This is a genomic window from Reichenbachiella sp. MSK19-1 (assembly GCF_003590315.1).
In the GTDB taxonomy this organism is placed as follows: Bacteria; Bacteroidota; Bacteroidia; order Cytophagales; family Cyclobacteriaceae; genus Reichenbachiella; species Reichenbachiella agariperforans.
Genome location: NZ_MIER01000001.1, coordinates 1 through 21,707, shown reverse-complemented (window position 1 = coordinate 21,707; position 21,707 = coordinate 1). Strand labels below are relative to the sequence as shown.

The window sequence follows — 21,707 nt, the reverse complement described above, 5'->3', positions numbered from 1 at the left end:
GATACTAGGCTCTGTGGGAACGCAGAGCCTTTTTTATTGGTTTTAGAAAAAACATTCCATGTGCACAATTTTCCTTTCTTGGCAGCAACATCCGCAGTTTGATCTCATAGTAGCTGCCAATCGTGACGAATACTACAGACGCCCCACTACACCCGCACACTACTGGCAAGATGCTCCACATGTCTTTGCCGGACGAGACGACATAGGTAGAGGCACGTGGATGGGCGTCACAACGAACAGAAGATTTGCAGCACTCACGAACTTTCGTAATTTGGATGCTATCTCCGACAATGCCCCCTCACGAGGTGGCCTAACCAGCGATTTTCTCAATAGCACCACCAGCCCTCAGGATTACCTAGCTAACATTCAACGCGAAGACCTCAACCACAATCCATACAACCTATTAGTGGGAGATAAAGATACCCTTTGCTACTATAGCAACATGTCCAAAAAAATCATTCACCTAGAACCTGGAATTTATGGATTGAGTAATGGGTACCTAGATGCCCCTTGGCCTAAAGTAACCGAAGGAAAAAAAGAGTTTATACAGGCACTTAACATGCCGTCCCAAGATGAGTTATTAAGTATACTCCAAAACAAAGCAGTAGCTGCTGACAACCTACTTCCAAAAACTGGAGTGCCCTATGTTATGGAGAAAGCGCTCTCTGCACTATTTATAGAGCTAGCAGGCTATGGCACACGCTGCTCTACCATCATCATGAGAAACAAAAAGGAAACGCTATTTACAGAAAAATCTTACCCGCTAGAAACGCAAGTAGAAAGACTCATCACTGAGATGATACTGACTACATAGCCTCTATGGCTTTGGCCTTATCAAACAAGCCAAGGGCTTCATTATATATTTCACTCGTTTGATTCCAAATAGGATAGAACCCGTTGTTGTTCCAAATACCACGAGCTATCTGTGCTTTGACATAGAGCTTTATCAGTTCCTTAGAATGTCCAAATTGCTTGGCATTGTATTTAATATCGTTGGTTTCCGCTACTTGGATCAGTTCATTGAGCATCACTGAGTTAATAGCAAAAGACTTAAAATAATAATCATATCCCATATCAGTCAGTCTCTCCTTGTGATCTTCCGAATACTGTAGCGCATACTCTCTTATAGAGTTAGAGGTAAAAAGCTTATTTAGATACGGGGAATTACCCACCGTATCCAATGGCACGTAGACATCTGGAATGATACCACCGCCTCCGTACACGATTCGCCCTTTGGCCGTCTTAAATTTTAGAGAATCAATCACACTGACACTATCTGCGTTATACATCTCACCAGACTCATAGCGACCGTAGATATCGTGGTAGTAATCATCGATCCCGTCCGTGTATGCCTTTTGGATCGATCGTCCACTAGGGGTGTAATAGCGGGATATTGTCAACCTCAGTTCCGACCCATCACTCAGATCGATCGGCATCTGTACGAGTCCCTTACCAAAAGACCGTCTACCTACGATCAGCCCTCTATCATTGTCCTGAATAGCTCCTGACACGATCTCCGAAGCTGACGCACTCCCTTCGTCTATCATTACGATCAAAGGCTGCTTTTCGAACGATCCTGTTGTACCTGCTCTATGTTCTTGATTGTATCTAAACTCCTTTCCTTTCGTGAACACAATCATAGGATCACCTGCCAAAAATTCATCCGCCATTTTGATCGCTCTATCCATGTATCCCCCAGGGTTACCAGTCAGGTCCAAAATAAGCTGTGTCATACCCTGCTCCTCCAGTCGAGACATAGCCAGCTGAAACTCATCAAATGTAGTAGCCGTAAATCGATTGACCTTGATATATCCAGTCTGCGCATCTATCATATAATCTGCATCCACAGAAAACTGAGGTATCTTATCACGCGTAATTTCAAAATCTAAAAGCTCATCGACATTCTTTCGTAGCACAGTCACAGTTACCAGAGAGCCTTTTGGTCCTCTGAGCCTATCTAACACACCTCTCGTTCTAATACCTATACCTGCTACGAGCTCTTCATTTACCTTGATAATTTTATCTCCCGTCATCAGCCCTACAGCCTCTGAGGGACCTCCACTGAGGGGTGCTACGACATAGATTGTATCCCTAAAAATATTGTACTCAATCCCTATTCCTTCGAAGTTACCTTGTAACTGAGAGTGGCTCAGCTCTTGCTCCTCTGCTGGGATATAAACGGTATGAGGGTCGAGATCTTTGAGCATTGCAACAATCGCATCATCGACTAGTTCATCTTGATCTACCTCGTCTACATAGTTCTCGTCGATATAGTTGAGTATCTCTCGAAACTTGAAAGCACTCTTTCGAGAGTTGACCGTATCATTACTACCCCCGGTAACATTAGCACCTATAAAGATACCTGCAGCAATGGCCACACATAATAACAAAGGAAGACGAATCTGGGAGGTAGTGTTTTTGATACTCATAGAATACTATTTTGAAAGTAAAACGAATTTACTCCAAAAAAAGATATGAGAAAACACTAGAAAGACTAAAGGGAAGGGAAATAAAAAAGACTGGAAAGTATCAAACGTCCCAGTCTTTTTCGTGGTTACTTACTTTTTCGTTTGGCAGGACAAATGCACATACAATTGCCGCCACAAACAACACGATGATTAAGCCTAACATTGCCATAACTCTGTAGTGTTTTAGTTGAGCTTCAAAGATATATCCATTCCTTATCTGGACAAAGAAACTACCTATCATTATTTCATCATTACGAATGAAACCTTGCTAAATAAGTGGTATTCAGTAAACTTATAATTAGGTAATTCACTGATGTAATTGAACATCGCTTTAGCCTAATATTGAACATTATTTTGTAATACATTGATAATCACGGTGGACAGACAAATTTCCTTATTTCTAGTTTATTTTGAAGACCACCAAAAACAACTAAAAAGATGAATCTTCCGGCATTAGAATCAGAAATTGCAAAAAAGATCCACACGTTGAATGTAGATCAAAAAGTAGACATCATGCAATACATCAACCGTATAGCAGGTACTACTACCAAGGAGAGCTATAGAAATAAGGCTATTAGAGAAATCAGAAGGGCACTAAGTTCTATCTGAGAATTAGTCCTCGGATAGAACTATTATTTCGTCCTTCTCAGTAAAGTTGATATATTCTGCCTTGTCAGGATTGACAACTACACCATACTGCTTCTCGACGTTCCTGCTGTTTGCCAAGATTCTGTAGCCTATTGCTACTTGATTGAGCTGGGCAGCAGATTCAAGCACAGTATAGAAATTGACAGGCTTACCAGGAGTCACATACTCCTTGGCAGGCTTGATGTATATCTCCGAACCATCTGCATCGAATAAATCCTCGAACACACGCATCAAAAACTTGTTCTCAGACACCTGAGTCATCAATAGACTAAGTAGCTTATCACTAACAATAAAGTCATCCGCACTGGTAATATCTGCGAGCTGACGGTTTTTCATATCGATCATCTCACTCACGAGATTCAAATGTTTCTCCGTACGCTCTGCTATACTTCTGATATGAAGCAGGGTAATCAACGTCTGTGCATCCGCCTCTTGTACAGGGAAGTGCTGCTCATAACATAGCAACATGATATAATCGAAACTAGGGATATTAAGGTTTTCGAGCGTCTCTCTTTCCGTAGTTTCTGCTTTGACAAACTCAACAGACAAATTTTTCAAATTTGATTTGAGCTTCTCTATGACAGGAATAGGATCCTCAAATTTTGACACGATCTTCAGCGTAGAACCAAACGGTGCATACTGATCGAGCTCACTAATAATGTTCTTTGCACGATCATTCCATCCGATAATAAGAATTTTTTCATCTGCTTGGCTCGGGTCATCAGGGTGTACAACACGAGACTCATCAATCTCATAGTCAGTTCGCCCAGAAGGAATTAGCGTATCATCATCTTCAGTGATACCAATAACTTTGTCTCCATCGTTAAAAACCGTATCCATCGGTGGGTTGATAGCCACTGTACCATCTGCAAACTGAATCCCCATGATGGCAGATTTCTCATAAGCAAATATGATGTCTCTAAAGGTCTTACCTACCAGCACTTCTGTCTTTTCGTCTGTGAAGTAAATCTCGTCACCATCATAATCCATGAGCTCTATATAGACTACACTCAGTCCCGATTGCCTACTAGTCTGTACCATGATTCTAGAGATGAAATCATCTGACAAAATCAACTCGACCTCATCCTTGCCTACCATCTTAGCCACCTCAAGGTTTTTACTATCAGTAATCTCCGCAGTAATGTGGTATGGCTCAGAACGCAACTCTTCTCTCCTAGGGTTTGTCACGATCGCTACGATCGTTTTTATAATTTGTGAATCAGAGTTCTCGTTATCCTTATCTAGGATGATGATAGACTTAGAATCGAACGGGTTCGCAATATGAATATCATCTATATCAATAGGATCACCCGTTCTGCAGATCACACGTGTATTACGTGTATCTCCGACTTTCAATTTGATCTCATCTTCCATCTCCACCTTATCCTTGTCTGCAAGGATAACAATGACGCCTTCTTTCAAATTTTCGTTTGCTTCAATCAGCTCCGAAATGATAGTAAATATTTTAGAAGACCAACCTAAGATCAGTGTATGGTTTCTTTCTATAACAAATGAACGTCCCTTTCTTAACTCCTCTATTTTGGTCAGGATACCATTGGATACCAAACCAATAAGTGTAGACAATACCACTACCCCAATCAGTGTCACGAAGAGCAGATAACTACGCATACCCCAGTCACTATCTGTATCCCCTAGTGTACCAGGGTCCAGCATGTGTATCATGTTTTCCCATAAGGAATCAAAGATGGTGAACGAAATAGATTGGTCAGGATGTATCCCCGAAAGAATGAGGATCACGGCTAGAATAAATACTAATACCAACGTAAGAAGAGCTAATCCTCCTATCAATGTACCTGTACCTTTTGATATATAATTATCAAAAGCATATTTCAATCTAGCTGTTAAGGGAGCTGTTTTACTCATGTATTCAGACGTATCTAAATATTTAAATCAAATAATTTTCCATAAACCACTCAAAGCCAAGCAGAAATACACTAAGCAATGCAGGTTTGACAAGTGGCAAAAATAGTTCAATATTGGAATTATCAGGACTTTAATCAAATTATATCTTTGCATTCTAATCTAACTCTAATCCCTTGCTTCACCTATACCAAAAGCTATCTGTACATCCTAAAATAGTATATTGGCTAACAGTGAAATAAGACAATATTTATGCACTCTCAGCAGTAGTTTATTAGTCAACCGCGTATAAAATGGATCAATAGAACTTGAATTATACAATTGCACTCTATATTTGAATCCACACCTAGGCACGATTTCTGTAATGATCTCACGAATGAAAGCTACATATTTATTATCGCTAACTCTTTTACTGATAGCCTCCCATTCGACGAGTCTGAATGCTCAAAACTACTCCCTCAATGTCACGGAGAGCCACTTCACAGTAGGAGGTCAAAACTATCAAGGATACAGTACTCGATTTACCCTCCCCTACAAGCAAGTCAAAAAAGTGTGGTGGCGCTATATTAAAGCAAAAACCTACATATACAACCACAAGACACACTACACCCTCACACTACCTGCCAAAGGAGATGCAAACACACCTGTAACCTTCGTCTCCAAACTGGAAAAGGGAGACTACCGCGGACCACTACTCATGGTCGCACCAGCAGACGAGAGTTTGAATCCCCAACAAAGTACTGCCTTAAAGAAGGATTTGAAGTTCCTCTTGATTGATTTCAAAATAGAATACTACACAACTATCCTACAGAATCAAATCGACAAACAGGAACGAGCCAATCGCAAAACTAGCAAAGACCTCCACCGCCTCAGGCGTAGAAACTCTCCTCATGCGGATAAGCTAGCCGCACAGCTAGAAGCAGGTCAGCGCCAACTCGATGCACTCAAAACCTCTCTCAAGCAGATAAAATAAAAGCCGATCCATCAGAGATGAATCGGCCTATCTTAGGGTAGATTGGTTTTTGGTGTTATTGTTATTCGTCTTTCTTTATTAGATAGACAGCTTATAAGAGACATTAAAACTTGTACCAGGGCTATATCTAGTATAAGGCTGGTTACTTGCCTCATAGCCTACATAATCTATTCTTCTTTCAGAATTTAAAATATTATCAATCCCTATACTTATACTTGATTTTTCTTCTTTGCCCAATGACTTATTCAAGTTAAAGTTCAAGCTATGGAATGACTGCTCATAAATATCTGGGAATATCCCTCCACCTACTATCGTCAGCGTGGCTCCTCTTACATTGTAAAACATACCCGCATCTATACCTAGGAGGGAATTGTTATAGCTAATACCCCCATTCACTATATAAGGCGCTTGTCCTGACATAGGTCTTGTATTCTCAATTGTCTGACCATCTCTGGCTTGATTAACTCTCGAATTATACTCCGTTTCAGTCATTTCAATTTGAGATTTAACTAACGTCAAATTCCCATTCAAACTAAAATTCTCCATAAAACTTCCTGCAAAACCTAAGTTCTTTCTAAACTCCAATTCTACGCCCAACACAGTTCCATCTCCAACATTTCTTGGTTGGTACTCCGTACTAGTGGCCTGAAGTGGAATTCTAACCAATTCGATTGGATCTTGGAAAGTCTTATAAAACACACTCACAGAGAGAATTTCATCTCTTTGCATATAAGTTTCCCATCTCAAGTCGAAGTTATTAATCTTACTTTCATGAAGATTTCCATCCCATGAACCATCAAAAGCATACAGACCTCCGTCAAAAATCCTATTGGTCAGGGGATCAATAATCTGCGCAAAAGAAAGCTCCTTAAAAGAAGGTCTAGCGATCGTACGCGAATAGGATCCTCTTAGATTCATCGATTCTGTAACACTGTAGACCAAGTTAACTGTTGGAAAGAAATCAAACCCATCCAATACTACTTCATTATCGAGGTTTCGGCCATCTCCATTTTCCCCGAAGTTAGCATACTCTATATCTCTACCTGTATGTCTTTGAACAAATTTCTCAGCTCTTATCCCTACAATAGCTTTCAGGTTATCCAGCGGGTTAAACTCATTGGAGATATAAAAACCCGTATTGTTCAAATTTGAATTGTAAGCATTCGGGTTTGGTTCATTGTTTCCTGTCTGGAAATACACTGTACCATTGGGGTAAATATTTTCATCCAATAATACGTTATCAGGATTAGCATCAAAATCAGGCTGTGAACCAAAGAACTGTAGGTTGTAAATTAATATTTCATAGTCCCTATTTTTGTAGGTATGACTCACACCAAACTTTAGTTTTGCGTCTTGACCCAATATCTGATATTCACGGGTAATATCTACCCTCCCTACCAGATTAACTTCATCTAAGTATCTCCATGTTCGACTAGGGTTCCCTCCAGCACCTGGCGAAAATAGTGTGTCACCAATATAGGTAAATGTAGTCCTTCTGATATCTGGATCCTTTATATTCGAAAAGGTTGATGCCAATTTCCAATCTACATTCCAACTTCCGTCGGAGTTATTATGCTCCCCATTGAGCATCAAATTGGTCAATCCTCTTTGAGTATAGCCCAAGTTGTCAGAACCTGCAAGATATCCAGACTGACCAACAGCACCGTCTCCGTCATTGTCAACATCAAGCTTAAGAGCTGTCGATTCTCCATTTTGAAGATGCATCACCATCAATTTATACTTAGACTGCTGAGTTTTGTAGGCAATACCTGCCAGCCCAGCTAACAATACATTGGATTCTCCTCTTTCACCATTTTGAATAAGTGCATACTGTAGCTCGTTTCTAGATTGGTCTTGAGAAAGTTGATACTCACCATATACTACGTCATCAAAATACTTGGTTGAATTTTTATACGAAAGGGAAAACATGTATCCCAGTTTACCAGTACCTACAGAAGACTGATCGGCATAAGTAGCACTCAAACCATAATCCATGAAACTTGTCGATCGCTGAGTAGCTAAAGATGGGTCAAAACTCTTAACAAAACTATTGACTTCCTGTTCAGAATGACCACTTATAGGCGTTGGCACAGTTGATTCCCTAGCATAAGCTGGCAAGCTTCGCTTTCCACTATCAAACCCCAGCCAATCAGTGCTACTACCTTCATAGGTCAAATAGTTATCATTAAAATGCATAGACGGGTTAAAACCTGTACTTACAGAAATATCAAAAATACGCTCATCAGGAAAATCTTTGGTTTCAATATTGACCAGTCCTCCAGTAAAATCTGCGGGCATATCGGCAGTGAAAGATTTGGCTACCATCATATTATCCAACAATGAGGTTGGGAAAATGTCGATCTGTAGACTATTTCTATCAGGATCCAAACCTGGTATATCTACATTATTCAACATTGTTTTGGTATAGCGATCACCAAGCCCACGAACAAAGACATACTTACCTCCTTCTACAGACACACCAGTCACACGTTTCACCGCATCACCTGCATTAGAATCACCAATTTTATCAAAACTAGCAGCAGAAATCCCATCCATCACGGCAGGAGATTTCCTTTTCATCGTAAGAAGAGCAACTTCTGAATTTTTAATCATCTCAGCTGACACCACTACAGCCTCTAAGGTCTCAGCAGACTCAGCCATCATTATGTTGTGCAACACTGTGGTCTCACCTGCCTCTATGACTACATCTGTAACATTGACTTTTTCAAAAGAAATAAATGAGAATTGCAGGTTATAAACACCTGGTGCAAGATTAAACTCAAACTTCCCATCAAAGTCGGTCACTGCTCCTTTGGATGTACCTGCTACAATAGCTGTTACTCCAAAAAGAGGTTCTCCATTTGACCTATCAGTCACAGTACCTCGAACCGTCCCAGTTTGGGCAAAGACAGAGGAAATGGCACCTAATAAGAGTACCGATAAAATAATTTTTTTCATTTTCTGAATCACTTTAAAATCTTGCGCAAAACTAGATTCTCCATAAGGGACATTGGCACTTAGTGTTTTATCAAATATTTAAAAGTACCCTACTACTTATCAAAAGAGTTAACATTTAGATAACAATGAAAACAAAAAAGCCCCAACCTTTCGGCTGAAGCTTAATTCAGAAAATGATTTTTCTATATACAGATTTAGAAATCTATATTAAGTTTTCTTTGTTCTTAAAGACCAATTTCAGCTAATTTCCCAGCCTTAGCAGCCCAAGTCCATCCAAATTTTGAAGCATCAGCTCCTACAGTGTTTGCATTTTTAGCAACGATTGAAACCGTAACATCACCGAATACATCAGCAACCTCTACACCATCAGCCAAAGTGGCTTCCCATCCGTCAGATGTACCACAACCACTTCCATTGTATGAAGCAATACCATCTACATAATCAGCAGCCATACCATAGAAGTAAACATTTTTCACCTGAGCATTGGTATTATCATCCCAATCCACCAAACTAGCCAAACCAGTGTTGCTTGCATAAACTGTTCCGTTGATGAAAGTATGACAACCTGTGCTAGCAGATTCCCCTTCTGGACCATCAAGCTCAAAACCTGAACCGCCATCTCTTGGATCTATAATGATAAAGTTGTTTAAAGTACCAGTCCAGTCCTGATCAGTATCAAGTGCATCATCAGAAGAGTTCCAAACCAATACATTAGTAATATCTACAGTACCTCCGAAAATTTCAATTCCATCATCTTGATTAGCAACTACTTCAATATTCTCGATTGTAGTTCCAGAACCTACACCACCTAAGCTTAGGCCATTAATCTCGTTACCAGGAGCTATTAAACTACCTGCGTTACGAATAGAGATGTATTTCAAAACACCAGAGTTATCTTCTGGATCAGAACCTCCATAAATTGCATTGGTATCACTTGAAGGAATACCTTCCATAGTAACTTCACTTTGATCTTTGTCACCTGTCTCCCAGTTAGAAGCAATAATAGGCGCACGTCCTAAAACAAGAACACCACCCCACAAACCATTAATATCCGAGTTCAAATTCGGACTCACAGTGTTACCAGCAGCAACATCTTCAGGAGTAATCTCATCTGCAACAGACGTGAAGATAATTGGAGCATCAGCAGTACCTTCTGCCATCAACATTCCGCCACGTGCTACCATAAGTGCAGTAGCGTTTGACCCTGTACCTGCTTGTCCTTTAATGATTGTTCCAGCCTCGATAGTCAAAGTAGCACCATCCAATACAGTAATTCTACCACCTAACTCATAAACATTATCACTTGTCCAAGTCTCATCAGCAGAAATATTTGCTTCTACCAATACATTTCCATCGACACCATCACCATCGCCATCGCCATCAATAGACCCACCGTCATCTTCAGAACATGAGATCATAGAAGCCATGACACCTGCCATCATTAAAAGAGATAATAACTTTTTCATTGTTTTAATTTTTAAATATTCCAATTGTATAGTTTCAATTTTGTTTCGCAAAACTGAATCAGGACGACCAGACCATGATGCACGAACTAGTTATGTTTATGTTAAAGAAGGTTGATGCATTGTGACGGCTTCTTTACGTGTGTTAAGAATTTGTGAAGCGATCATAAAAAAAGCGCCTCCAAGGAGGCGCTTCGTTATTTCATATCATTCGAGAGTATTATCAACTCTCCATATTGCTTTATTTTTATCGATTAACGTTGATTTTATTCAGTAGTGTTTTTATCAACGCCTGAGTCGTGACTCCATCTGCTTCTGCTTCGTAGTTGAGAATGATACGGTGATTAAGCACATCACCTGCTACCTCTTTGATATCCTCTGGCAATACAAAATCTCTCCCGTCCAAAAAAGCTACCGCTTTAGCAGCTAGATTCAAATTGATCGATGCACGTGGTGAAGCACCAAACTGGATATAGTTCGCCTCCTGCTCCATGCCATACGCTTTAGGATCACGTGTCGCAAAAATCAATTCGATGATATATTTCTCTAGTGACTCTGAAAGGTTAACTTCATTAATCGCCTTTCTGATTTCAAAAATATCTTCTTTCGATAGGACGGTGTTTACTTTATTATCAAACTTCATATTCGACATACGACGCATGATTTCTAGCTCATCTTCTTTGGATGGATAATCTACATGGACTTTCATCATGAATCTATCGACCTGTGCCTCTGGCAGTGGATACGTCCCTTCCTGATCTACTGGGTTTTGAGTCGCTAGCACTAGAAACGGTCTATCTAACTGAAAAGTAGTCTCACCTATCGTTACTTGCTTCTCTTGCATCGCCTCTAGAAGTGCAGATTGCACTTTGGCAGGAGACCGGTTCACCTCATCTGCCAAAATCAGATTTGAGAAAATTGGCCCTTTCTTCACTTCGAAGTTAGACGCCTTCTGATTGTAAATCATCGTACCGATCAAGTCCGCTGGCAACAAGTCTGGCGTAAACTGTATCCTTTTGAAGTCCAAATGCAGGACATTGGCGAGGGTATTGACTGTAAGAGTCTTGGCCAAACCAGGCACACCTTCGAGCAAAATATGCCCTTGGGTAAACAGTCCTATCATTAGGCGGTTGACCATGTACTGCTGTCCTACCACGACCTTACCTACCTCATCATAAACTTGTTTTACTTTCTGCTGTAGATCTTTCTTCTCTTCTGTACTTGCGCTTGTTTCCATTATTTAGCTATTCACTATTTTCTTCAAAACTCAACAAATGTAAAAGACTTGGCTATTTTTTGAAATACATCACCGGCCTTGACCAAGGACTTTCACCCTACACGACAATAGACTTCATCTCAAAACACGACAAAAAGCCCTCCACAGGGCTCAATCAGCTAAAAACCATCCCTTCCATCTGGCGGTTAAAAATTGTTAAATCTTATTGATGGGTTTCTTTGAGTAGATCATTGACCGTTTTGACGGGGTTAAAGGTAGAGATCGGAACCTCGACAAACAACGTATTCCACTTCGCCATCGCTCCATTCCATAGACCTGGTAGCTCCATCGCTTTCAGATCTTTACCGTTCTTTGACTTGCTCGTAATAAAGCCCGTTTCGTCATCACGGTATTGTAGCAAATCAAATTTCTTCCCTTGATAATCTTTGGTCGCACAGATAAGATCTACAGGATTGAAATGTGTAGAATTCTTAAGCATGGCAGACTTTTCTGCATTTTCCAAATCAATCTGTGCAGTCTCCGCGATTTGTAGCGATGCACTACCGTCGGCCTCTTTGACCCAGAATGGCCCTCCGCCTGGTTCTCCCGTATTCTTGACCATTCCACAGATCCGAATCGGCCGATTGAGTCTGGTCTTCAATTCAGCAACTTGCTCATCCTTTGACAGATCGGCAAACCCAACACTTGTTTTCAAGAAGTATTTTTCATCCAATTGTTTGGCGACTGCTACAGGATCATTTATACCATCTTTCAATAGACCAAAAACCTCGTTTTGGTAGCCTACGAGTAGTCCTGCCAAGGCCTGCTTATATGCATAAGTATCCGCCTTGAGACGATCAGGTACTACATTATCTATGTTTTTAATGAAAATAATATCTGCATCCAGATCATTAAGATTCTCTAGCAAGGCTCCATGCCCCGCAGGACGAAACAGTATCGTGCCGTTCTCCTCACGGAATGGCGCATTGGCATGATCTACAGCTATGGTATCAGTAGATGCTTTTTGCTGTGAAAACGTAATGTCGAAAGTAACCCCAAACGCTGATTCAAACCCAGGCTTTACCTTTCCGACCAAATCTTCAAACTTGGGCAAATGCTGCGGCGATACCGTGAAATGCAAATGCACCACTCCATCTCCTGACTGTGCATAGTGCACGCCTTCCACGAAATGTTCTTCCAGTGGTGTGCGAGCACCTTTTTCGTATGGATGAAATTGCAAAAGTGCTTTGGGCAAAGAGCCATATTCCATTCCTTCATCAGACAGTAATTTGTCTACTACTTCGTGCGCTGGCGCGGCATTGACATCTTCAAAATACGATGAGAGCTTATCATAAAATGCAAAATCGGCCAACCCTTCCATAAAAACCTGAGCGGCCTTATTTTCTGCTAGGTTTTGATCCGCCACGAATGCAAAAAGATCTTTGAACATACGTGTCGCTGCACCTGATGCTGGCACGAACTTTAGTACCTTTTTATCAGCCTTTGCTTCCTGATATTCCTTAGTCAACGCCTCGACCTGCGCCTCCGAAAGATGAATAATTCCATCCCCCACAGCAGCTGCTCGTTGGACATCCAGATAGGGAAACCCTTTCTTGAAATTTTCGATTTGACGCTCGACATTGCTCAAATCACTCCCTCTCTCCGCTATAAATATCTTATCTTCTTCGTTCAACATTGTTATTGTTGGTTATTGGTTTTATTAGTTTTCTATTGGAAATTTCTCACATGCCAGGTCATAGGCATGCTCATAGTGCTTGATCAGGTTGACCCAGTCAAACGCTTCAGAAAGATCCTCTGCTTTATTTCTTGTTTCTATTCGTTTTCTACTACTACTCATCACGAAAGTGAGCATCTTTTCGGACAGTTGCTCCGCTGCAGTATCATAGTCTTGATTGGCACGCTCTATCATATAGAGGCCATGTTCCTCATCCCCCATCGGTAGTCCCTTGACATAGTCCCCGAACCCAGATAGGTCGGAGGTCACAGCAGATACTCCCCGTGCCAGACACTCGACAGGTGTATAGCCCCATGGCTCGTAATAGCTCGGAAAAATCCCCAGATGACACCCTCTCACGAACTGACCATAATCCATCCCAAACAGTGGACTCGTCGATGATATAAAATCTGGATGGTAGACGATTTTCACCTTGTCAGACTCATAGTTGAGTAGATTGGCACTCCGGAGATAACTAAGTACTTGATCATCTCCATCATTGATCAGATTATGCGTCACGACACTGGGCAGTCGATCAGACTTCCACGACTGTATCGTACGTCTATAGCGCAGCTTCCAGTAGTCATCCACCAGCTCGTTGAGTACTGGCAATCTATGGTCAGGATTCACGGCTGCCGCCTCGAACAGACGCTCTTTCAACTGCTGCATGATGGACTCACAGTTGTGATCGATCTCCTCCATCACTGCTCTAGAAGTCATTACTTCCTGATTAATACTATGAAAAGGCTGCTTGGTCACAAAGAACATAACCACCGTCTTGTTGACGTTTTGCTCTTTCATCTTATGATTGAGGCGAGCCAGTGCCTCCAAGGTTAGATCATATCCCTTATTTTTAAACTCAAAACGTCCTGAAGTAAAAAAGTAAATGACATTATCCAGATCAAAAGAATAGGACTGAAAAAAGTGTCCCATTACAAAATGGTTGATCTGTTCCTTGTAACGGTGATGTAGATTTTGCACCTCATGAACCACTGAGAAGCGGTCTATATTGAGGCCATTCGGCAAAATAGCTTCCGGACTCCTGCCTAGCAAATGCACACATTCTTTGGCAGTCACTTCACTCACTGTCGTCAGCACATTAGCACCATGCGCACAGGCTCGCTCCAGCCGAGCGATAGTATCTACATTAAAGTTCCGTGCTTCAGTCTCCCAGTTCAAATATGGCAAATGATCATAAAAATACGGATCATTCATCGCCAAATACCGCCCCAGTAGAGTTGCATGAGTCGTGAAAATCGTTTTGATAGGAATCTGCTCTCGGCGAATATCAGGAATAGCAGTCCCAGCCATCCACTCGTGAAAATGTGCCAGCAACTCCACCCCTTGCTCCAAACATACTCTAGCAAAACGGGAAAGGAACTCATGCACCATATACCCAAAGGCCATCACCTCATCTATCAAAGAATCGTGATGAGAAAACTCGATGTGATGGTTTTGCCAATAGTAATATTTGATATTTCCCAACTCGTGCATAACACTATGCGGATTCAACAAAACAGTCTGTGGCCTACCTGACACCAGCCATGTCCCGAACTCCACATCCCAGCCCATCTCTCTGAGTTCACGCGCTACCTGTGCTATCGGGCTATTAGAGTATGGATCTGGCTCGAAATCAGAACTAACGTTAGAGTTGATCTTTGGCCCCAGCAGGAGATAGTTATCCTTCCACTTATCGACCATCACAGGTGCTTTGGATCGGATGACCGTATATATGCCTCCGACTTGATTACACACCTCCCAAGCCACTTCGGTGAGCATTTTATCTTCTAGTTTTGGTTCTTTGCTTTGTTGGATTCTCCCGCTCATGCTTCTTTGTTTGAGATTTGGGAAAGATAATAAGTCTTCCCGGACAGGCAGAAACTTTGCCTTACATTTTTCCCTGCACTGGCACTATTTGTAATTTATATGCGGTTTGACAGTTTCAAAGCATCAAAATACCACCGACACTTCTTCTTATTCTGTCAATCCCTGTTTATTCCATTATTATTTTAATAATGTTACCCTATATCTACTATCTTTTTAATGCAAGATGGAGGATTAGAAAAGCTCTTTTTATGAGAAGTGAAAATTTCACACATTATTAATCTGGGCGGCAACTAAATCAAAGAGATAGAGTTGAGGAAAAAGTATATTTGTTTCAATTAAATGAATTGAAAATGGAAGAAATTTCAGGGGGAACCATACCTGTAGATAAATCAAGTGATTTTTCAGGCAACTATATTGACAATTTCAAAGGCAAGGATGCAGAGGAGTTTTACTCAGGCAAATACGCCTCTTGGGAAAAGAAGAATGACGCTTTCATCATCCATGGCACGGGTGCTTCGTTAGAGGTCACGGTAGTGCATCAGGACATCATCAAGTTTCGACATGGCAATGACGGCTATTTCGAAGATGACTTTTCCTATGCGATAGATCCTGCATTCGAGCCTAGTAGTACCGAATACAAATTTGAGGAACTCAAGGCAAGTTTCCTTATCAAAACTGCCACGCTCCGCTGCTATATCAATAAAGAAAACCTCTCCGTCAAAATCACCAACCTAGTAGGTACCGTAGTCTTCCAAGACGAAAAAGGCTACCACTGGCAAGATCACAAGTACCACGGGGGCACCATCAATATTTGCACGAAAGTGCTCCACAAAGGAGAAAAATTCTACGGACTCGGAGACAAGACTGGCAAGCTAAACTTGATCGGTACCAAACGCGAACTATGGGGTACGGACTGCTATGGCTATGGCAATGATACCGACCCTGTCTACAAGAACATCCCTTTCTATATGGGCCAGCATAGCCAAATAGGTTATGGCATATTCATGGACAATACATTCCGCAGCTTTTTTGATTTCGGTAAGGAAAGGGACAATGCCTGTAGCTTTTGGGCACAGGGTGGGGAGATGCGATACTACTTCATCTATGGACCAAAACTCATAGATGTGGCGCAGAAGTACACTCTCCTCACAGGTACAGCAGCATTACCACCTAAATGGGCGCTAGGCTACCACCAGAGTAAATGGAGCTATTATCCAGAATCCGTCGTGCGAAAACTGGGCGAGGAATTCAGAAGTCGCAAAATCCCCTGTGATGTCATTCACCTAGACATAGACTACATGGATGGCTTCAGGTGCTTTACTTGGGATAAGCAGAAATTTCCTAAGCCAACAAAAATGATCGCGGACCTGAAAAAAGATGGATTCAAAACTGTCGTGATCATCGATCCAGGTATCAAAATCGACAAGAAATACAAAGTCTACCAACAAGGTAGAAAAGGCAATCACTTTTGCAAACGCATGGATGGCGCGCTCCTCAAAGCGAGTGTATGGCCTGGACCATGTCACTTCCCAGATTTCACGAGAAAACTCACGCGAAAATGGTGGGGTACGCTCTACGAAGGGCTCATCCATGACGGAGTAGACGGGGTATGGAACGATATGAACGAACCTGCAACTTTCGAGGATGGCACCTTTCCCAATGATGTTCGCTTCGACTTTGATGGACACCCATGTAGCCACCGCAAGGCACACAACGTTTATGGGTCATTGATGGCACAGGCTACCTGCGAAGGACAGCAACGCTACCTAGACAACAAAAGAGCCTTTACCATCACTAGATCAGCCTATGCGGGTGTACAACGGTATGCGTCGGTCTGGACAGGAGACAACTCTGCCAGCTGGGAACAGCTCAAACTAGCCAACATTCAATGTCAGCGACTCAGTTCATCAGGGATTTCTTTTGCGGGATCAGATGTAGGCGGATTCATCGGCTCACCCAACGGCGAGCTCTTTACGCGATGGATACAGATGGCGGTTTTCCACCCTTTCTTTCGTACCCACTCTTCTGGAGACCATGGAGACAAAGAGCCTTGGAAATTCGATGCGCAATATGTAGATATCGTCCGCCAGTTCATCGAGATGCGCTACCGTATCTTGCCTTACATATACACGACCTTTTGGCAGTACAGTACTTCAGGCATACCAATGTTACGCTCACTACACATGGAGGCGCACATCGATCCTGAGACCTTCTACAGGGAAGAAGAATTCATGCTGGGTGATCATCTTTTGATCTGTCCGATCTCTGAGGAGAAAGCTGTCAGTAGACTCATGTACTTACCTAAAAGTCACTGGTACAACTACTGGACAGATGCGATCGAAGAAGGACAGCGAGAAATCAAAGTATCTGCCCCTCTTAACCAGATCCCGCTATTTGTACGTGCAGGTGCCATGATTCCTGAACAACCTACCATGCAATATGTCGGTGAGATTATCGTCGAGGAGCTCACGCTCAACTTCTACAAACCTTTTGTAGAAACAATATCGAAACTCTACGAAGACAAAGGCGACGGCTATGAATATAAAGACGGACAGTGCTCTGTCAAGACATTCGTTTCTACCCCATCGGACATGAGCAAATGGAAAATCAAACAATCCTGCGAAGGACAGTTTGATACGGAATACCACCAGTACATTGGCAGGTTCCATGGACTGGATGACAAACCCAACTCCATCATGGTAGATGGCAAGGAATGTCTCGCAGATAGCGAAATGGTAAACGGCGTGCTAGAACTGAAACTTTCGATCAATTTCAACGAAATACTTATAAACTAAACCCTCTTCGATCATGAGTATTAAAAAGCAATTTTTCAAATCCAAGGATCTATGCAAGGTCACTTGGACGATCAACAAAAAAGAAGCAAAAGACATAGAGAACATTTCACTCTCTGGCAGTTTCAACAATTGGAGCCTACAAGAGAACCCTTTTACAAAAATGAAAAATGGCGACTTCAAACTCGTCATGGAACTACCTAAAGACGTTAGCTACGAGTACCGCTATTTGGTCAACGGGACACAGTGGGTCAACGAAGAAGAAGCAGATCGCTATGTTGACAATGGCGTCTCCAATGAACAAAACTGTGTTTTAGCGCTCTAAAAACTAATCCTAACCTTGGCAGATCAACGGACTTTTCTGCCAAGGTTATCCACCTTCAACCAAACCATCTCATGAATAAACTAAAAATCCTTATGCTAGGACCTGGCGAGCCTAGCGCTAAAAATAGCGGTCTCGGTATCGCCGCTCATGAAATCTCCCAATACCTCTCGCATCACAGCACGCTAACCATTATACAGCCAGATGACATGGAAGCGTTAGACGCTATCGAGAACAATATTTCCCTCTCCAAACAAAGAGTAAACCTAGCGGACTTCAGCGATTTCAACGTCATCTCCGAAATCTCTAAAGTCAACATCGAGACGGCTATCTCTCCCTACTGGAGTGATCAAAACACCAGTCGTACACCCAACAAACAAGAAGCCCTTAAACTGCAAAACCAACTCAATGATTTTTCGAATCAAATCGCAGAGGCTGCTGGCCAAGTAGACTATGATGCGGTCTATGCACACGACTGGATCACCTTCCGAGCAGCCATAGACATAAAACGTAAACTCGGCAAACCTCTCATCCTACATGTACACTCCTTGGACTATGACCGTAACTGCGGAAATGCAGGATCATGGGTTTTTGACTTGGAAAAAGAAGCCTTCCAAAAAGCAGACAAGATCATCTGCGTCAGTCACTACTCCAAAGACATCATCAATAGCCACTATGGGATCCCTGAGAACAAAATAGAAGTAGTACACAATGGATGCAAACAGCAAGACTACCCATCATACAAAAGTCCATTCAAAGAAAAAATCGTCCTATTCGTTGGTCGATTGACCGGACAAAAAGGACCTACTAAATTCTTAGAAATCGCCGAGAAAGTAGATGAGCTCTACCCTAACAGCCGCTTTATCATGGCAGGAGAAGGTGACCTATACAAATCTCTCATCGAAGCAGGCGCACACTCAGCGGTCGCCAGTCGATTTCACATCACAGGCTACCTACAGGAACCAGATATGATCAAGACCTACGCCATGGCAGACGTATACTGCATGCCTTCGGTATCCGAACCGTTTGGTCTCACAGCACTAGAAGCCGCTGCTGCCAAAGTCCCCATGGTACTGTCCAAAAACTCTGGTGCGTCTGAGGTACTGACCAGCGCGCTCACAGCAGATTTCGACGACAGTGACAAGTTCGCCAGACACATCGTATCCCTGCTCAAAAACGAAAAAGTAGCGCACCATATCGCTAGCGAAAACAAATCTCTACTTGATACACTGACATGGGATAACTCCAACAAAAAAATAATGCGTATCATTGAGTCTACCACCTCATGAACAAAACACTATCCCTAGCACTGATTTTTGATTTCACCTACTCTCTGGAGTCATTTACCCTTTTTGATATAGGGCATCAAAAGCCCTACTTCAAACCCATCCAGTCAGAAGAGAATTTCATGATTGCCTATCAGGGGCAACATCGTGAGACTCTCCATGAGGCAGTTCAGCTAACTACTCAGGATGACACGCCGATCTCACTCTACTTGTCAGGTTCTTTCATCACGCTGATGTCTAAATTCGATCCAGAAACCATCACCCTGATCAAAAACGCCTTAAAACAAGGCAAACTATCCCTGCTGGGAGGCACCTACCATCACAGCCTCGCTTCTATCTACTCCTTTAAAGAGTTCATCTCGGATATCAAAACACACCAAAAACTACTCAAATCTACCTTTGATTACCATACCAGCTACTTTTACAATACCGAAAACATATACTGCAACGATATCGCTGACACACTCCATGAGCTAGGTTACAAAGGGTTATTTGCAGGAACGATAGAGTGGTACCTATGGAAAAATAAAGAAATGCGCCTCTTCCATGCCACGAACCAGCCCGAACAGTCAGTTTTCCTACTGGACAATGACAGAGGAGACAGTCTCTTTTCTGATCCCGATAGACACACACATTTTCTACAGTTCGATCCGCAGACAATTAGTTCCTTCGGTGGACTGAAAAGCATCGTGCAAAAAGCCAGACAGAAAGCCAAAATCCTCTCCCTAGATGAGCAAGTAATCAATACCCAAGACACTACTCCCTACAATATCAAATCCCCCGTCATGGGCAGTGTAAGAGGACTTAGCCTAGAGTCATTCCATAGCAATGCCTTACAAAATCGCGCCCTCAAAGAATACTACAAACTCGAAGACCCTGTCAAAAAAACCAAAGACCCAGACATGCTCCACGACTGGGCGTCACTCGGCAACATCCAGTATTTCCTACAGATGTCCAAAGACGAAGACCAACACCTTCTCCCCTACGACTACTACAATATCTACATGAATATCCTCAACGACTTTACCCTACGACTGATCAAATGACTACAGATGTAATTATCTTAAAGAGACACGTGATTAATTTAGCACACCTCTTCTTACAAAATAATATCAAAAACACACGATCTTCTTGTTAAGAAATGGTTCGCACCACCAATACAAAATAAAAAACACAATATAACCTTCCTTCTAATGACGCTCTGGAGTGTAGGTTTTTACTTTAGTGTATCCGACTTAGAAACCAGTGTTTCAGCGTATCCAGCCAGTTATTTGACTATGGAAAATATCGAAATAGTATACCTCAGAAATTAACACCAAAACAAAACCTAGCATTCTATCTCGGAGGACAGTACAGCTCGTATCGGATCAGTCTGTATCTCTGGGGGGATGTTATAATTAATTTTCTTTGCCAGAAAAATGAGCATTGGAAAAGGAGTTATTGAGTTTGTTGTTGCCGAGGGTATGTTGGATTATTTCGAAGTGGTTTCGATGAAGCTAAGGGAGAAGCAATATTTCATTTACCTAGAAGAGAAAAGAATATTCACCCCGAACAGTTTAAAGGGGATAAGTTGACCTCCATAGGCTTTTATGATGAGATTACGATTCAGGATTTTCCAATCCGTGGTAAGCCATGTTACTTGAGGGTAAAATGCAGGAAATGACTCAATAAAGACACGGGTAAGAATGAAAACAGGGTTTGGAGAATGTCATTGATGAGATAGCTAATAAACGTACATAAAACAGATCTCTCCGTATTCATGGGGAGAGGTCGTAGATCACTTCGTGATTCAAGATTCATTGTTCGAAATTCATTATTTTTTTCGTGAATAACCATCTCTTATAAGTCCTTGAGGTTAATTTGAATGATTGGACTAAAATATCGAACCCGTCTATCGAGTTTATTCCTCCAACTTTACCGACTGATCCAGTCTTTGAGCTAATATTTATGGATCAAAAAAGTATAGACGAAAAAAAACCTTGACTACACTGTAATCAAGGTTTTGATAAAAACTGGCAACGACCTACTCTCCCACGTATTACCGGAGTACCATCGGCGCTGAGGGGCTTAACTTCTCTGTTCGGAATGGGAAGAGGTGGACACCCTCGCAATAGTCACCATAATGTCTTAATGAAATA

The 21,707-nt window shown here is 41.9% G+C and carries 14 protein-coding genes and 1 rRNA gene; 7 read left to right on the top strand and 8 right to left on the bottom strand.

Annotation, left to right across the window (positions count from 1 at the left end; all coding sequences use genetic code 11):
- Positions 1-58: 58 nt before the first annotated feature.
- On the top strand, positions 59-814 hold the full coding sequence (locus BGP76_RS00075) for an NRDE family protein (protein ID WP_119843161.1): 756 nt from the start codon (positions 59-61) through the stop codon (positions 812-814).
- Here the strand turns inward: BGP76_RS00075 and BGP76_RS00070 are convergent.
- A complete protein-coding gene (locus BGP76_RS00070) occupies positions 807-2,429 on the bottom strand; it encodes a S41 family peptidase (protein ID WP_119843160.1) in 1,623 nt (540 codons plus the stop codon). The two genes, BGP76_RS00075 and BGP76_RS00070, sit on opposite strands and share 8 nt — an antisense overlap.
- A gap of 477 nt (positions 2,430-2,906) precedes the next feature.
- Here BGP76_RS00070 and BGP76_RS20195 point away from each other — a divergent pair, with 477 nt between their 5' ends.
- On the top strand, positions 2,907-3,077 hold the full coding sequence (locus tag BGP76_RS20195; RefSeq protein WP_158583964.1) for a hypothetical protein: 171 nt from the start codon (positions 2,907-2,909) through the stop codon (positions 3,075-3,077).
- A gap of 3 nt (positions 3,078-3,080) precedes the next feature.
- On the opposite strand, the gene BGP76_RS00060 is transcribed toward BGP76_RS20195, so the two are convergent.
- Entirely contained in the window at positions 3,081-5,000 is a 1,920-nt protein-coding gene (locus tag BGP76_RS00060) for an NAD-binding protein (RefSeq protein ID WP_073125722.1), read from the bottom strand.
- 373 nt (positions 5,001-5,373) lie between these two features.
- Between BGP76_RS00060 and BGP76_RS00055 the strand changes: the two genes are divergently transcribed.
- Complete coding sequence (locus BGP76_RS00055) at positions 5,374-5,970, top strand: hypothetical protein (RefSeq protein WP_139281128.1); 597 nt, start codon at positions 5,374-5,376, stop codon at positions 5,968-5,970.
- Positions 5,971-6,048: 78 nt separating this feature from the next.
- On the opposite strand, the gene BGP76_RS00050 is transcribed toward BGP76_RS00055, so the two are convergent.
- The 5 genes from BGP76_RS00050 to BGP76_RS00030 form a co-directional block, all read right to left on the bottom strand.
- The gene (locus BGP76_RS00050) at positions 6,049-8,928 is read right to left on the bottom strand and encodes a TonB-dependent receptor (protein WP_119843159.1); all 2,880 of its coding nucleotides are present in this window, start codon (positions 8,926-8,928) and stop codon (positions 6,049-6,051) included.
- Between the two features lie 224 nt (positions 8,929-9,152).
- Entirely contained in the window at positions 9,153-10,394 is a 1,242-nt protein-coding gene (locus BGP76_RS00045) for a hypothetical protein (protein ID WP_119843158.1), read from the bottom strand.
- A 244-nt stretch (positions 10,395-10,638) separates the two neighbouring features.
- Complete coding sequence (locus BGP76_RS00040) at positions 10,639-11,628, bottom strand: MoxR family ATPase (protein WP_073125711.1); 990 nt, start codon at positions 11,626-11,628, stop codon at positions 10,639-10,641.
- Between the two features lie 202 nt (positions 11,629-11,830).
- Positions 11,831-13,303, bottom strand: a complete 1,473-nt coding sequence (locus BGP76_RS00035; RefSeq protein WP_119843157.1) for a DUF4301 family protein — start codon at positions 13,301-13,303, stop codon at positions 11,831-11,833.
- Positions 13,304-13,327: 24 nt separating this feature from the next.
- The gene (locus BGP76_RS00030) at positions 13,328-15,169 is read right to left on the bottom strand and encodes a glycosyltransferase (protein ID WP_119843156.1); all 1,842 of its coding nucleotides are present in this window, start codon (positions 15,167-15,169) and stop codon (positions 13,328-13,330) included.
- Between the two features lie 350 nt (positions 15,170-15,519).
- Here BGP76_RS00030 and BGP76_RS00025 point away from each other — a divergent pair, with 350 nt between their 5' ends.
- The 4 genes from BGP76_RS00025 (at position 15,520) to BGP76_RS00010 (ending at position 20,615) form a co-directional block, all read left to right on the top strand.
- Positions 15,520-17,964 (top strand): glycoside hydrolase family 31 protein, encoded by a 2,445-nt coding sequence (locus tag BGP76_RS00025; RefSeq protein ID WP_119843155.1) that lies wholly within the window; start codon positions 15,520-15,522, stop codon positions 17,962-17,964.
- 13 nt (positions 17,965-17,977) lie between these two features.
- On the top strand, positions 17,978-18,286 hold the full coding sequence (locus tag BGP76_RS00020) for an isoamylase early set domain-containing protein (RefSeq protein ID WP_119843154.1): 309 nt from the start codon (positions 17,978-17,980) through the stop codon (positions 18,284-18,286).
- 71 nt (positions 18,287-18,357) lie between these two features.
- On the top strand, positions 18,358-19,572 hold the full coding sequence (locus BGP76_RS00015; RefSeq protein WP_119843153.1) for a glycosyltransferase family 4 protein: 1,215 nt from the start codon (positions 18,358-18,360) through the stop codon (positions 19,570-19,572).
- Entirely contained in the window at positions 19,569-20,615 is a 1,047-nt protein-coding gene (locus BGP76_RS00010) for a hypothetical protein (protein WP_119843152.1), read from the top strand. The genes BGP76_RS00015 and BGP76_RS00010 overlap by 4 nt, the downstream gene beginning before the upstream one ends.
- Before the next feature lie 964 nt (positions 20,616-21,579).
- On the opposite strand, the gene rrf is transcribed toward BGP76_RS00010, so the two are convergent.
- A 5S ribosomal RNA gene (gene rrf, locus BGP76_RS00005) occupies positions 21,580-21,691 on the bottom strand.
- Between the last annotated feature and the right edge of the window lie 16 nt (positions 21,692-21,707).

Excerpts from the sequence above, each read along its gene's own strand:
- BGP76_RS00060 (WP_073125722.1), bottom strand. The coding sequence starts at position 5,000 with ATGAGTAAAACAGCTCCCTTAACAGCTAGATTGAAATATGCTTTTGAT.
- BGP76_RS00070 (WP_119843160.1), bottom strand. The coding sequence starts at position 2,429 with ATGAGTATCAAAAACACTACCTCCCAGATTCGTCTTCCTTTGTTATTA.
- BGP76_RS00015 (WP_119843153.1), top strand. The coding sequence starts at position 18,358 with ATGAATAAACTAAAAATCCTTATGCTAGGACCTGGCGAGCCTAGCGCT.
- BGP76_RS00020 (WP_119843154.1), top strand. The coding sequence starts at position 17,978 with ATGAGTATTAAAAAGCAATTTTTCAAATCCAAGGATCTATGCAAGGTC.
- BGP76_RS00025 (WP_119843155.1), top strand. The coding sequence starts at position 15,520 with ATGGAAGAAATTTCAGGGGGAACCATACCTGTAGATAAATCAAGTGAT.
- BGP76_RS00010 (WP_119843152.1), top strand. The coding sequence starts at position 19,569 with ATGAACAAAACACTATCCCTAGCACTGATTTTTGATTTCACCTACTCT.
- BGP76_RS20195 (WP_158583964.1), top strand. The coding sequence starts at position 2,907 with ATGAATCTTCCGGCATTAGAATCAGAAATTGCAAAAAAGATCCACACG.
- BGP76_RS00055 (WP_139281128.1), top strand. The coding sequence starts at position 5,374 with ATGAAAGCTACATATTTATTATCGCTAACTCTTTTACTGATAGCCTCC.
- BGP76_RS00075 (WP_119843161.1), top strand. The coding sequence starts at position 59 with ATGTGCACAATTTTCCTTTCTTGGCAGCAACATCCGCAGTTTGATCTC.
- BGP76_RS00030 (WP_119843156.1), bottom strand. The coding sequence starts at position 15,169 with ATGAGCGGGAGAATCCAACAAAGCAAAGAACCAAAACTAGAAGATAAA.
- BGP76_RS00040 (WP_073125711.1), bottom strand. The coding sequence starts at position 11,628 with ATGGAAACAAGCGCAAGTACAGAAGAGAAGAAAGATCTACAGCAGAAA.
- BGP76_RS00050 (WP_119843159.1), bottom strand. The coding sequence starts at position 8,928 with ATGAAAAAAATTATTTTATCGGTACTCTTATTAGGTGCCATTTCCTCT.
- BGP76_RS00035 (WP_119843157.1), bottom strand. The coding sequence starts at position 13,303 with ATGTTGAACGAAGAAGATAAGATATTTATAGCGGAGAGAGGGAGTGAT.
- BGP76_RS00045 (WP_119843158.1), bottom strand. The coding sequence starts at position 10,394 with ATGAAAAAGTTATTATCTCTTTTAATGATGGCAGGTGTCATGGCTTCT.